Raw genomic sequence first — 12,082 nt, forward strand, 5'->3', positions numbered from 1 at the left:
CTTGACCTACGCCGCCACCGTCGCAGAGCTGTTCCAGGCTGGCATCTCGGTCGTTCCCGTCGCCACCGACGGCACGAAACGACCTGCCATCGCATGGAAGCAGTACACGCAGCAGCGCGCCGACATCGACCAGCTCGACGCCTGGTTCATGCGCGAAGGCACCACCGTCGGTGTCGGCCTCATCACCGGACGCATCTCCGGCGCCCTCGAAATGCTTGAGCTCGAAGGCCGCGCCGCGCACCGCGTCCCCGAACTGAAAGCACTCGCCGACGCCACCGGCCTCACCGAGCTCTGGGACCGCATCACCACCGGCTGGTTCGAACTCTCACCCTCCGGCGGCGTGCACTGGTTCTACCGCCTCGCCAACGCCGACGTGCCCGGCAACACGAAGCTCGCCGCCGGCCCCGACCGCATCACCCTCGCCGAAACCCGCGGCGAAGGCGGGTTCGTCGTCGCCGCACCCACCGGCGGCACTGCGCACCCCTCCGGGAAAGCCTGGATGCGGCTCGCCGGCGGCCCCGCCACCGTCCCCACCATCACCAGCGACGAACGCGAGCAGCTGCACGCCCTCATCCGCACCATCGACGAAACCGTCGACACCACCCCCACCCAGCCCAACGGGCCCGTCGCCGCGATCTGGTCCACCTACCAGCAGCACGACGGCGACATCACCCCCGGCGACGACTTCGAGCAGAAGACCGACTGGGCCGACATCCTCACCCCCCACGGGTGGACCCTCATCCACCAGCGCGGCAACCTCCGCTACTGGTGCCGGCCCGGCAAGAAGGACGGCATCAGCGCGAGCACCGGCCGCGCCGACGACCGCGACCGCCTCTACGTGTTCACGTCGAGCACCGCGTTCGAACCCGAAACCCCGTACACGAAGTTCGGCGCGTACGCCCTCCTCGAGCACGGAGGAGACCACGCCGCCGCCGCGAAGCAGCTCGCCGCCGACGGGCACGGACACCGCGCACCCCGCCCGCTCGCACCCGCCCGCCACCTCACCGCCGTACCGCGCGCCGGCGAGCTCGCCGTCATCGACCACAGCAACACCGTCACCGCGCCCGCACCCTCACCGCTCGTCGGCTCCGACTCCGCCGACCTCACCGACGCCGGCAACGCCCGCCTCCTCGCCGCCGACTACACCTCGCAGCTGCGCTTCATCCCCGACGCCGGCCGCTGGGCCGAGTGGACCGGCACCCGCTGGGAATGGGCGCCCGACGACGCCCCCGCCCTGCAGGCAGCACTCGACATTGCCGACCGACTCCCCACCGATAACGACCAGATCCGCAAGCACCGCGTCCGCTCACTCAGCACTCGCGCCCTCACCAACGTCGTCCGCCTCGCCCGCGCACTCCCCACCATGCGCACCGCCGCCGCCGAGTTCGACACGCACCCCTGGCAGCTCAACACCCCCGGCGGCGTCGTCGACCTCACCACCGGCGCCGTCACCCCCGCCACCCCACACCTCTACCACTCGAAGCAGACCAGCGTCGCACCCGACCCCGAACGACCCACCCCGCTCTGGACCCGGTTCCTGCACACCACCTTCGGCGACGACGAACCCATGATCACGTACGTGCAGCGCCTCGCCGGCCTCTCGCTCGCCGGCACCGTCGTCGAGCACATCCTCCCCTTCCTCCACGGCGCAGGCGGCAACGGCAAGACCGTCTACCTCGAAACGCTCACCACCCTCCTCGGCGACTACGCCACCGAAGCACCCCACGGGTTCCTCCTCGCCGGCCGCGACCGCCACGAAACCGAACTCGCATCCCTGCAGGGCCGCCGCTTCGTCGTCGCCGCCGAGATCAACGAGGGCACCCGATTCGACGAAGCCAAAGTGAAAGCCCTCACCGGCGGCGACAAGATCACCGCCCGCTTCATGCGGCAGGACTTCTTCACCTTCAACCCCTCGCACACGCTCTGGCTCATGGGCAACAACCAGCCCAAGGTCGAGTCCGGCGGCAACAGCTTCTGGCGCCGCCTACGCCTCATCCCCTTCACCCGCATCATCCCCGAATCTGAACGCATCGAGAACCTGCAGCAGCGACTCGTCGACGAAGAAGGCCCCGGCATCCTCGCCTGGCTCATCCAAGGATGCGTCGACTACGTCGCCAACGGCGTCCGCGAACCCGACAGCGTGCGCGCCGCCACCGCCACCTACCAGCAAGAGGAGGACCACCTCGCCCGCTTCATCGAAGACCGCTGCATCCTCGGCGGCGGCGAACACGCCCGCATCCAGACCTCCGAACTGCGCCGCGTCTACGACCAGTGGTGTCGCGACGAGAACGAGCGCGAGCTCTCCGGCCAGTCGTTCGGGCGACAGCTGCGGCAGAAGTTCGACATCGACGTCGCGAAGTCGAACGGTCGCCGCTACTACACCGGACTCATGCTCGCCGAGCACGAAGCCGAATCCGACGACCAGTCGCAGGGCGGCCTGTTCGGCACACACTGGGCCGACCGATGAGCAACCGGAGTAACGCGCCCTGCGATCGGTCCCTGCCCGCGGCCAACGAGGGACAGAAAGGGACCGAAAGGGACCGACCAAAATCAGCAACTGGCCCTGCCAACTTCGCTGAAATCACGGGACAGAACGCGACTCAGGGACCGATAGGGACCGATATTTCGAAGTACGCCAGCTCATTGATAGGTAACAGGGCAACAGAGGGTTCTGCCCCTACCTATACGCAGCCGATGCCAGTAAGCGCGAAATCGGTCCCTGACGGCCCTCGAGGCCGGCCATGAAACACCACGCCTTCCCCGCCGAATGCCCCCGATGCCACGCCCCCGTGCTCGCCACCCAATGGGACTTCTCCGACCTCATGCCCACCCACGGCACCCGACGAGCCGACCCCGTCGAAATCCCCGCCGACATCGAAGCCGCCTGCATCATCATCGGCCGCCCCACCTACAACCTCCACCGACGAGCAGGCCGCCCACACCTCACCCGCCGAGACCCCGAATGGCACCGCCGACACCACCACGGCCCACCCAACGCAATCCTCCCCGCCCACGAATGCGGCCGACCACTCCCCGGCACACCCCACCCCCTCGAACCCGCCACCACCGAAACCACCGACACCACCGACACCACCCCCTTCTGAGAAAGGCACCCGACATGGCGAAGATCAGCCCGAAACTCGTCGACGAAACCGTCACCACCAGCGGCTACCGCATCACCCGCGCCAGCACCGTCGTACACATCACCGACACCCACGGCACCACCATCGGCGAAGGCACCCACACCGTCAGCGGCCGCCTCCGCATCTTCATCAACCCCCTCAAGCGCCACGTCACCACCGTCACCGACCTCGGCGCAGCACTCGACGAAGTCAGAGCAGCACGATGACCACCTACGCGCCTCTCACCGAGACCGACCTCGACGCCCTCGCCCGCATGGGGCTCCCCCGAACATCACTCGACCTCCCGAAGGAGCGGAGGTCGGCAGCTATCGAAGTCGGCCGTGCTCCCGCTGCTCATCCGAGTGAGCACGAAGAGCAGAAAGAACACCGGCGCGAATGACAGCCCACAGCAGCAGCCAGAACAGCACGAAGCCGACGATCCCGGCGGCGATGTAGATGAAGAACAAGAGCTGCGCATTTTCCATGCGCACAGACTACCGAGAGGCGACACCATGACGAACCAGAAGGCCCCCGTGCAGGGTGGCGTACCCGAGGAACAGATTGAGGCGGCTGCACGTGCTCTCGCGTGCCTCGAGCCGGGCGAAGACTGGCCTACGAACGGCGAGCTCGGCGGGTCGCCGACGGGCACGCGCGACGACGAGTACCGGGACCGCATGCGCGATCAAGCACTGGCCGCTATGGAAGCTGCCACGGCGGTGTCAGCGTCGGCGTCCGCCGATCCAGCGGGCGAGCACCACGATGCCGAGGAGCGCGAGGCCGAGTGCCGGTGCTACGGCGCGGACGGTGTGACTGAACCGAAATGCCCCGCCTGCGAGGCCGAGTCCGAGGATCATGCGGCAACGGTAACAGGCGACCGCGAGAAGCTGACCGCGCGACTTCGGCACGGCGCGGAGGTGGTCGATTGGTACTCGCATGAGTGCGCCGACACGATGCGCGAAGCCGCTGACGCTCTCGCCGCTCCGGTCGAGGTAGACGAAGCGAAGCTCGCCGAGTTGGCCGACATGATCGACTCCCGCGAGTGGACGTGGTCGACGTTCGGCAACACCCTCGGTCGGCAGATAGCCGAACTCGTCGCCGAGTGGCTGCGAGGTGAGGGGCGATGAGCCGCGAGCTCGCCGTGATCGTGCACGCGGCAGAGGCGCAGACCCCGTTCGGCGACATCCCGTTCGGCTACGAGGCCCGCGTCGTGGACGGCACGATCGAGCGATACAACCCGCGCAGCATCGTCGACCTCTGGCGTCCGACCGCCGCGTGGGCGAAGGCCGCCGGCGACGCCTGGATCCGCCGCGCTCGTCGCCGCGAAGAACGAACCCGCCGTCGCGAGCAGCGCGCTCGCCGCGCCACCGGATACGAGGAGAAATCGCATGCAGACTGAGAGCTCATGGTCGGGTTCGTTCAAGTGGCACCTCGAGCAGGTGCCGTTCCAGCTCATGCACATGCGCGAGCTCGCGGAGAACACCCTCGCAGCGCAGGACACGAGCGCCGTCGTCGTGTCGGGCACGAGCGAGAAGGCCAGGCTTCCATACCGCGTCGACCCCGCCGACGACGCCGACCTGCTCTACGCAACCCTGATCATCTTCGGGCGCGAGGTCGCGGAGAAGATCGGCGGCGCCTCCCCACGCCCGCTCCGCGCCCGCATGTGGTCGGGACGCGACGAACCGCAAGGGCTGCCGCTCTGCACCCCGTCCGATGCGTTCGCGATGTCGACCGAGATCATCCGGTGGCTCATCGCGTGCACACACCAGATCGCCCATGATGCGACCTTGAACGACGCCCCCGAGTCGCTCATCGACCTCATCCGCGAAGTACGCGGACGCTACCCGCGAGCCGAGCCGAAGTTCCGCGCCTACCGGCGCAGACCGTGCCCAACCTGCGGAGAGCGCCTGATTCACCCCACGTACGAAGAATCGGCGGACGAACCCACCATGAGGTGTGACGGATGCCGGGACTCCTGGCCCTGGAAGGACTACCTCGAGGCATGAGCGAATGGCTGACCTACCGGGAGGCTGCCGAGCAGGTCGGCCGTTCTAAGCGTGCCCTGCAGCGCTGGCGACGACACGGGATGCCGATGCAGCTCGACGCAGAGGGCCGACGGATCGTGCACGAAACTACGTTGTTCGCCTGGTATCGCAAGAACCTCAAAGCGTGGCCTGCACACCAGGCGAAGCTCCGCAGAATCATGCGCGACACGCCGGGTGGCACGGAGGCTTGACCGCCCCCTAGTGTCACCCCCTACCTTGAGTGTTGAGCAAGTGGGCCGGAGCGCGATAGCGACCGGCCCTTTCTCATTCCTTCCGGGGTGCGCGGCTCACGGGCGGTGGTGCCGCGCACCCTCAATTCACGAGAACGTCTTCAAGACGCAGCAGCAACATTATGACGGTGACCGTCACTGCAGCCGCGGTCAATGCCTTCGCCGCCGAATCGAGCCGGTCGGCCCAGGTGCGTTTGCCGGGCTTCGCAACCGTTCTTCTATGGAGCTTCCCCACCAAGTGTTCGATGACGTCGTCAAGCTGGCTCGACCCGGGGGCGTCATCACGGAGATTGTTCCGTGCATTCGTCAGCCGGTCGATACGGCGAGATAGCTCTCGGTCAGTGATCACACCTACCGCAAGAACGATGAGGCCGACCGCCCCTGCAATCATCGCCGAAATGACAGTCGCGTCCATGAGCACCGACCTTACCCGACGCATAGCTCTCCGCTAAGTTGGAGCCATGAAGCGCACCCTCGCCGCCGCGGCAATCGCCCTCCTCGCCCTCACCGGATGCTCCTCGGACCCCGAAGAAGCGCCAGAGACGTCGGAGACCGAGGTGACCACGCCGGCCGAGACCACCGAAACTGAAGAGCCCGAAGCAGAGCCCGCGGAGCCGGAGGTTGAGGCCGCGAAGATCGGGACGCCCGTCGTCGCCGGCGACTGGGAAGTCACCATCAACTCGTGGACGGCCGACGCCGACGCCGCCGTGCTCGAAGCCTCCGGCGGCGTCGACGTGCCCGACGAGGGCAAACAATTCGCCGTGATGAACGTCACGATGAAGTACAACGGGGAAGGCACCGGCGACAACGCCAACGTGCAGATCCTCTACGTACCCGACAGCGACGGCGTGGCCGCCGGCCTCTGGGAAGCCTTTGGCACCACCCCGGGCGAGAACAAGCTCACGTACGAGACCCTCACGCCGGGCGGCGAAGTGACCGGCGACGCGCTCTACCTCATCGACGCCGACACCACCGGCACCTTCGAGGTGTACGCCGGCAACGAAGAACCCGTCGTCGTCACCCCGTAGCTCCCGCCCCTTCGCATCGAGCCCCTGCACTCACCGAGTGTGGGGGCTCAGTCGTTCCAGGACGGAGGCAGCGTGGCCACCGACCTGATTCACTCCCGCGCCTACCAGGACATGCGCGCCACCCTAAAGGCGGCATGGCAGCGCATCAACGCGGCCTGCTACTTCTGCGGGCAAGCCACGATCAACTGGGACGGGGAAGCGAACCAGCCCGACAGCTTCGAGCTGCAGCACATCATCAGCCGGCGCGACGCGAAACGCATGGGCCGCCCCGACCTTATCGTCGACCCCACGAACTGCGCACCATCGCATCACCGCTGCAACCGCAGCGCCGGCGCCCGAGCCGGACGCCCATCCATCGGAGAGACCTCGGAGGAGTACTGATGGACCCCATCGAGCAGCTGCGCGCGTTGCTCGCCGAGTTCACCGACTACGAGCCCGGTGTGCCGAAGTGCCTCACGATCACCGACCATCAGTTCCTCGACCTCGAGTTCTGGGGCCGACTCATCCACATCATCGAAAACGCGGAGGACTACTGATGCTGAGACGATTCCTCGTGCGCAAGCGCGAAGCCGCGAGCCAGCGGTGGCAGCAAGACTGCTATGTCGCCGAGGTATTGCAGGGGTGCAACATGCGCCACCTCGCTCTTCGCGACCGCGACCGCTCGCGCACCTGCCTCCGGCTCTGGGATCTCGCGCTCGACATCTTCACCCTCAACGGAAGGATCTGATCATGCGACGCATCACCCTCAAGGACGGCCCGCTCGACGGCAAGACCTACGACGTGCCCGACAACGCCGTGCGGATTCCCGCCGTCGGCGGCGCCTACCGTCTCACCCCGAAGACCGGGCAGTGGGAACCCACGAAGGCAGCGAAGCCCGCACAGGCCCGAGCGGCCCGCAAGCGCGAGACGAAGCCGAAGCCGAAGCCGACACCCGGTGCCGAGGTCGCACCCGCGGACGCCCCAGTCGACACTGCCACAGCGGCAGTCACCGACGCAGCAGAGCAGACAAGCGCAGCAGACGCGAGCGAGTGATGAACCTCGGCAGCCTCGAACTGAACCTGCGCATCCGAGTAGACGCTGGCATCGGTGACGAACTCACCGAGGTCGGACACGTCGAGACCCAAGTTCCCGTTCCACTGAAGGCAACGATGCGCGGCTCCACTCTGCACATCGACGCACCGGACACCGTCGCGATCGTCTCTGCGATCCTCGATGCAGCGGCGAACGCAGCAACCAAGCCGGCGCATTGCAGCGAAGTGTTCCCGAGGATCGACGAACTTACCGATCCGCCTCCGTGCCCAGAGCATCGTCCGGTGCAACACCGCGACGCGAAGCCACCGTGGTGCAACACCTGCAAGCGCACCGCCGATGGTCGATGCGCCCAGTGCATGAAGCCGATCCGCGTAACCACCGACTTCATCTGCGAGAACTGCGGCACCGACTACTCCAAGGGGTAGGGGGTTCGGATCGCTGGCAACCCGACCAGGTGAAGAGTTCGCCGGCAGTGATTTCCCCCACCGGGGTCCGCCCGTCCGCGGACGTCGTGTCCGCGTCCGCAAAATCGGAGGTTGCTTCATGGCGATGTCTCCCGAGGAACGGCGCGCGAAAGACGCTGAGCGTAAGCGGAGAGCGCGCGCGAAGGCTGCAGCGAGCCGGGATGCGGGGCGTGCCGAGGCGCGGACGCAGAACGCGTCCGCAGCGCCGCGTACGATGCGTGACGCGGTCGACGAGGCGCTCGCGTCGATGAAGTGGCTGGTGGCGTCTGATGTCGCGTCGAAGATGCAGGCGAAGGAGCTCGCGCGCGAGATCGACGAACTCACTCACGAGGGCGAGCGCACGAAGGCGCTGAGCGCTCACCGTGCGCTTTCTCGCGTGCTGTCGGACCTCGGCGGCACCCCGAACATGCGCATGCAGCGCGAGCTGCGGTCACTGAAGCACGCACCGGAAGCGGAGGGGGACGATGAGCGCGACGACGCGACCCCGACGCCGGACAACGTCACGAAGCTCAAGCGGCCCCCGAAGCGGCGCGCGTAAGAAGCTCTACGGCTGCCAGACTCCCCGCCTGTTCACCCCGCCGCTGCGCGAGCTGACCCCGGAGACGTCCCTCGGGTACGAGGTCATCGAGTTCTGGGACTGGATGCGGGACCGCCTCGAGGAGCTCGACCGGACTCGAACCGTCGAGGACGATACCGACTACCTCGGCCTGCTTCCGCGCGCTCTCGAATGGCAGCGCTGGCTGTTCATCCACGCGCTCGAACTTCTCGACGGCCCGGGCGCGGTGTTTCGGTTCCGCACTGTGCTGCTGCTCGTCGCCCGCCAGAACGGGAAGTCGACGCTCCTCACGGTGCTGTTCCTGTGGCGCCTGTTCCAGGACGGCGCGAGAATGGCGCTCGAGACGCATGCGTCGAACGATCATGCGCGCGCGGCATGGGAGGAAGTCGTCGCGGTCGCCGAGGCGATCCCGGAGCTCGCCGACGAGATCGCGAAGGTGCAGGAGGGCAAGAACTCCGAGCTGATGCTGCTCGACGGTGGTGAGAAGTTCAAGATCGCCACCGCGAACCGTCGCGGCGGGCGCGGGTTCCGCGGCGACCTCGTCATCTTCGACGAGCTGCGCGAGCACCAGGACTGGCGCGCGTGGTCGGCGACGTCGAAGACGACTATGGCTCGCCGGCGCGCGCAGGTGTGGGGTGTGTCGAACGCTGGCGACCTCTCGTCGGTCGTGCTGCGGCACCTGCGCAAGGTCGCGATCGCGAACATGAGCGGCGAGATCCCCGACGGCGTCCCCGAAGATCTCGCGGATGAGCTCGATCTCGACTCGATCGGCCTGTTCGAGTGGTCCGCCGGCACCGTCGACGGCACCGAGGACGGGCAGCCCGTCGGCCGCTGGGACCGTGAAGGGTGGGCGCGCGCGAACCCGTCGCTCGGCTACACCGAGCTCGACGAGCGCGCGATCGCCGCGGCCGCGAACAGCGACCCCGAGGTCGAGTTCCGCACGGAGGTGCTCTGCCAGTTCGTGAACACCTCCGGCACGGGCCCATTCCCGACCGGTTCATGGCCCAACGCGCTCGACGCGAAGGACGACCGCATCGCGCGAGGCGTCGTGCGCGACCGGACCCGGACGGCCTGCTACGGCGTCGACATGTCACACGACCGCACGATGGTGTACGTCGCGCTCGCCTTCTGGGATTCCGAGGGGCGGATCCGCGCCGAGATCGTCGCGCACCGCGCCGGCCCCGACTGGGTCATCCCCTGGCTGCAATCCCCCGCCCGAAAGGTCGCGCCGACACACCTCGCATTCCAGCGGCGCGGCGCGCCGATCTCGTCGCTCTGGAAGGACTTCGAGGACGCCGGGCTCACGGTGCACCCGTGGGGCGAGTCCGAGCTCGCCGGCTGGCACGGCAAGGTGTACGACCTCGTGAAGCGCGCCGCCCCCGACGAAGCCCCAAAGAAAGAGACGCCCGAACAATTCCGGCAGCGCGTCGGCTTCTCGCACGGCGTACAGCCCGTGCTCGACGTCGCCGCATCATCCGCACAGATCAAGGCCGTCGGCGACGGCTGGGTGATCGACCGGAAGGCGTCGCCCGCCGACGCGTCCCCGCTGCTCGCGATAATCGCGGCCGTCGGAATGCTGCTCACCAACCCGAAGCCGAAGTTCGAATCGGCGTACGAACGCGAGGGACTCCTCGTCGTCTAGATGAAGGAGGCCACGTGGCTATTCGTGATGCGCTGGCCGCGCTGTTCGGCCGCCAGGACACCAGTCGTGCGGTGGAGTGGCTTGGCCCTTCGCTGCAGCAGATGGTTCTCGGTCTGACCGCGGAGGAGCTGTACCGCACGCAGCCGCACCTGCGAATCGTGCTCGACTTCGTGGCACGGAACGTCGCGCACCTGGGCCTTCCAGCATTCGAGCGCGTCGATGACAACGACCGGCGTCGCCTCAAGGACGACCCGCTCGCGCAGCTGTTCGCTCGCCCGAACCCGTCGATGACGCGGTATGAACTGATCGAGTCGCTCGTGCTCGACCTCGGGCTCTACGACATCGCGTACTGGCTGGTGCTGGAGGTGCCCGATTCGCCGTCAGGGTGGCGGATCCAGCCGATTCCGCCGTCATGGGTGGTAGGCCATTCGGGCGGCACCGCGTTTGCACCAGGCAAGTACAAGGTGCGTATGCCGACGAACACGACCGAGGAGATCTCGGCGGAGGACATGCTCGTCTTCCACGGCTGGAATCCCGGCCGCCCGAAGCAGGGAACCTCCCCCGTGGAAACTCTGAAGCAGATCCTCGCCGAGCAGATCCAGGCGTGGTCGTACCGCGAGCAGGTATGGCAGCGCGGCGGCCGCGCCAGCGCGATCATCACGCGCCCCGCCGGCGCCAACTGGTCAGACTCCGCGCGCGAGCGCTTCGTCACCGACTGGAAGGCCCGGTGGACCGGGGCGAACGGTGCGAAGGCCGGTGGTACTCCAATCCTCGAAGACGGCATGACCATCAACAACCTCGGTTTCTCCGCCCGCGAGGACGAGTGGGCTGAGGTCGCGAAGGTCGCACTCTCGACCGTCGCCGCGGTGTATCACGTGAACCCGGTCATGGTCGGCATCCTCGACAACGCGAACTTCTCGAACACCAAGGAGTTCCGGAAGATGCTCTACAGCGAGACGCTGGGGCCGCTCCTGGCGATGATCGAGGACCGCTTGAACACATTCCTCGTCCCCCGCGTCACGAAGGCTCAGGGGGCGTATCTCGAGTTCAATATCGCGGAGAAGCTGCAGGGCGACTTCGAGGAGCAAGCGACGATCCTCTCGACATCGACCGGGGCACCTTGGATGCTGCGCAGCGAAGCTCGTGCACGCATGAACATGCCGTACATCGAGGGCATGGACGAACCTGTCGTGCCACTGAACGTGCTCATCGGAGGACAGGCATCACCGCGCGACACGGGCTCTCAGAACCAGAACGCTGCGCCCGTGCGAGTGAAGTCACAACACGAGCCCGGTCGCATCCGCGCGAAGGCGCACCCGTCTGAGACGTACGAGGCGAAGGCCGACGAGGTGGTACGCGCGTTCTTCAAACGACAGCGCAAGAGCGTGCTCGATGAACTCGGGGCCAAGGACGCGGACTGGTGGGAGGAAGAGCGTTGGAATCGCGAGCTCGCCGATGACCTACATGCGCTCGCGCTCACCGTGACTGCGAGCGTCGGCACTGCGACGGCGGAACAGATGGGTTTCGACCCGGACGAGTACGACGTCGACCGCACGCAGGCTTTCCTCAAGGAGGTTGCGGCATCGCGCGCGGGCGCGATCAACTCGACAACGCGCGACCAGATTGCCGCGATCCTCGACGGTGAAGGCCCCGAGGACGCCGATGGTCCGGCTCACGTGTTCGACGTCGCGGAGGAGTCACGCTCGAGCGGGATTGCGGCCACGATCACGACGACGCTCGTCGCGTTCGCAACCGTGGAAGCCGCCCGGCAGACGGCACCCGCTGCGACGAAGACATGGCTCGTCACCTCCGGCCGCCCACGCGCTGAACACGCGCAGATGGACGGAGAGACCGTCGGAATCGACGACCTGTTCTCGAACGGCGCGAAGTGGCCGGGAGATCCCGTGCTCGGTGCCGATGGAGTCGCGGGATGCACCTGCGATGTCGAAATCATCTACGGCTGAAA

General features: G+C 67.2%; 18 protein-coding genes. 16 read left to right on the plus strand and 2 right to left on the minus strand.

Going from position 1 to position 12,082, the window contains the following annotated elements; all coding sequences use genetic code 11:
• Position 1 precedes the first annotated feature (1 nt).
• The 3 genes from BLT44_RS00165 to BLT44_RS00170 all read left to right on the plus strand — a co-directional run bounded on the left by BLT44_RS00165 (position 2) and on the right by BLT44_RS00170 (position 3,349).
• Positions 2 to 2,467 carry a phage/plasmid primase, P4 family gene (locus BLT44_RS00165; RefSeq protein ID WP_010156226.1) on the plus strand — a complete coding sequence of 822 codons (2,466 nt, stop codon included), beginning with the start codon at positions 2 to 4 and terminating at the stop codon, positions 2,465 to 2,467.
• A gap of 274 nt (positions 2,468 to 2,741) precedes the next feature.
• On the plus strand, positions 2,742 to 3,104 hold the full coding sequence (locus BLT44_RS15070) for a hypothetical protein (protein WP_143025931.1): 363 nt from the start codon (positions 2,742 to 2,744) through the stop codon (positions 3,102 to 3,104).
• A gap of 14 nt (positions 3,105 to 3,118) precedes the next feature.
• Positions 3,119 to 3,349, plus strand: coding sequence for a hypothetical protein (locus BLT44_RS00170; RefSeq protein WP_010156225.1), 231 nt, complete (start codon positions 3,119 to 3,121; stop codon positions 3,347 to 3,349).
• 99 nt (positions 3,350 to 3,448) lie between these two features.
• On the opposite strand, the gene BLT44_RS15490 is transcribed toward BLT44_RS00170, so the two are convergent.
• On the minus strand, positions 3,449 to 3,607 hold the full coding sequence (locus BLT44_RS15490; RefSeq protein WP_155819046.1) for a hypothetical protein: 159 nt from the start codon (positions 3,605 to 3,607) through the stop codon (positions 3,449 to 3,451).
• A gap of 27 nt (positions 3,608 to 3,634) precedes the next feature.
• On the opposite strand from BLT44_RS15490, the gene BLT44_RS00175 reads away from it, so the two are divergent.
• From BLT44_RS00175 to BLT44_RS00190, 4 genes are read left to right on the plus strand one after another with little or no spacing between them, the layout of a single operon-like run.
• On the plus strand, positions 3,635 to 4,246 hold the full coding sequence (locus BLT44_RS00175) for a hypothetical protein (RefSeq protein ID WP_010156224.1): 612 nt from the start codon (positions 3,635 to 3,637) through the stop codon (positions 4,244 to 4,246).
• The gene (locus BLT44_RS00180) at positions 4,243 to 4,518 is read left to right on the plus strand and encodes a hypothetical protein (protein WP_010156223.1); all 276 of its coding nucleotides are present in this window, start codon (positions 4,243 to 4,245) and stop codon (positions 4,516 to 4,518) included. The genes BLT44_RS00175 and BLT44_RS00180 overlap by 4 nt, the downstream gene beginning before the upstream one ends.
• On the plus strand, positions 4,508 to 5,125 hold the full coding sequence (locus tag BLT44_RS00185; protein WP_010156222.1) for a hypothetical protein: 618 nt from the start codon (positions 4,508 to 4,510) through the stop codon (positions 5,123 to 5,125). The genes BLT44_RS00180 and BLT44_RS00185 overlap by 11 nt, the downstream gene beginning before the upstream one ends.
• Entirely contained in the window at positions 5,122 to 5,355 is a 234-nt protein-coding gene (locus BLT44_RS00190) for a hypothetical protein (RefSeq protein WP_010156220.1), read from the plus strand. The genes BLT44_RS00185 and BLT44_RS00190 overlap by 4 nt, the downstream gene beginning before the upstream one ends.
• Positions 5,356 to 5,476: 121 nt before the next feature.
• Here the strand turns inward: BLT44_RS00190 and BLT44_RS00195 are convergent, their stop codons facing one another.
• Positions 5,477 to 5,809, minus strand: coding sequence for a hypothetical protein (locus BLT44_RS00195; RefSeq protein ID WP_143025932.1), 333 nt, complete (start codon positions 5,807 to 5,809; stop codon positions 5,477 to 5,479).
• Positions 5,810 to 5,855: 46 nt separating this feature from the next.
• On the opposite strand from BLT44_RS00195, the gene BLT44_RS00200 reads away from it, so the two are divergent.
• The 9 genes from BLT44_RS00200 to BLT44_RS00235 all read left to right on the plus strand — a co-directional run bounded on the left by BLT44_RS00200 (position 5,856) and on the right by BLT44_RS00235 (position 12,080).
• Complete coding sequence (locus BLT44_RS00200; RefSeq protein ID WP_010156218.1) at positions 5,856 to 6,422, plus strand: DUF4352 domain-containing protein; 567 nt, start codon at positions 5,856 to 5,858, stop codon at positions 6,420 to 6,422.
• A gap of 72 nt (positions 6,423 to 6,494) precedes the next feature.
• Positions 6,495 to 6,803, plus strand: coding sequence for a hypothetical protein (locus BLT44_RS00205; protein ID WP_010156217.1), 309 nt, complete (start codon positions 6,495 to 6,497; stop codon positions 6,801 to 6,803).
• Complete coding sequence (locus BLT44_RS15495; protein ID WP_155819043.1) at positions 6,803 to 6,958, plus strand: hypothetical protein; 156 nt, start codon at positions 6,803 to 6,805, stop codon at positions 6,956 to 6,958. The genes BLT44_RS00205 and BLT44_RS15495 overlap by 1 nt, the downstream gene beginning before the upstream one ends.
• On the plus strand, positions 6,958 to 7,149 hold the full coding sequence (locus BLT44_RS00210) for a hypothetical protein (RefSeq protein ID WP_010156216.1): 192 nt from the start codon (positions 6,958 to 6,960) through the stop codon (positions 7,147 to 7,149). The genes BLT44_RS15495 and BLT44_RS00210 overlap by 1 nt, the downstream gene beginning before the upstream one ends.
• A gap of 2 nt (positions 7,150 to 7,151) precedes the next feature.
• Complete coding sequence (locus tag BLT44_RS00215; RefSeq protein ID WP_010156215.1) at positions 7,152 to 7,454, plus strand: hypothetical protein; 303 nt, start codon at positions 7,152 to 7,154, stop codon at positions 7,452 to 7,454.
• The gene (locus BLT44_RS00220) at positions 7,451 to 7,879 is read left to right on the plus strand and encodes a hypothetical protein (protein ID WP_040504959.1); all 429 of its coding nucleotides are present in this window, start codon (positions 7,451 to 7,453) and stop codon (positions 7,877 to 7,879) included. Before BLT44_RS00215 ends, BLT44_RS00220 begins: the two co-directional genes overlap by 4 nt.
• 253 nt (positions 7,880 to 8,132) lie before the next feature.
• Positions 8,133 to 8,456 (plus strand): terminase small subunit, encoded by a 324-nt coding sequence (locus tag BLT44_RS00225; RefSeq protein ID WP_010156213.1) that lies wholly within the window; start codon positions 8,133 to 8,135, stop codon positions 8,454 to 8,456.
• Positions 8,383 to 10,116 carry a terminase large subunit domain-containing protein gene (locus tag BLT44_RS15500; protein WP_176783255.1) on the plus strand — a complete coding sequence of 578 codons (1,734 nt, stop codon included), beginning with the start codon at positions 8,383 to 8,385 and terminating at the stop codon, positions 10,114 to 10,116. Before BLT44_RS00225 ends, BLT44_RS15500 begins: the two co-directional genes overlap by 74 nt.
• Before the next feature lie 14 nt (positions 10,117 to 10,130).
• The gene (locus tag BLT44_RS00235) at positions 10,131 to 12,080 is read left to right on the plus strand and encodes a phage portal protein (protein WP_010156211.1); all 1,950 of its coding nucleotides are present in this window, start codon (positions 10,131 to 10,133) and stop codon (positions 12,078 to 12,080) included.
• Positions 12,081 to 12,082: the final 2 nt, after the last annotated feature.

The organism is Leucobacter chromiiresistens, from assembly GCF_900102345.1.
GTDB classification, from domain to species: Bacteria; Actinomycetota; Actinomycetes; order Actinomycetales; family Microbacteriaceae; genus Leucobacter; species Leucobacter chromiiresistens.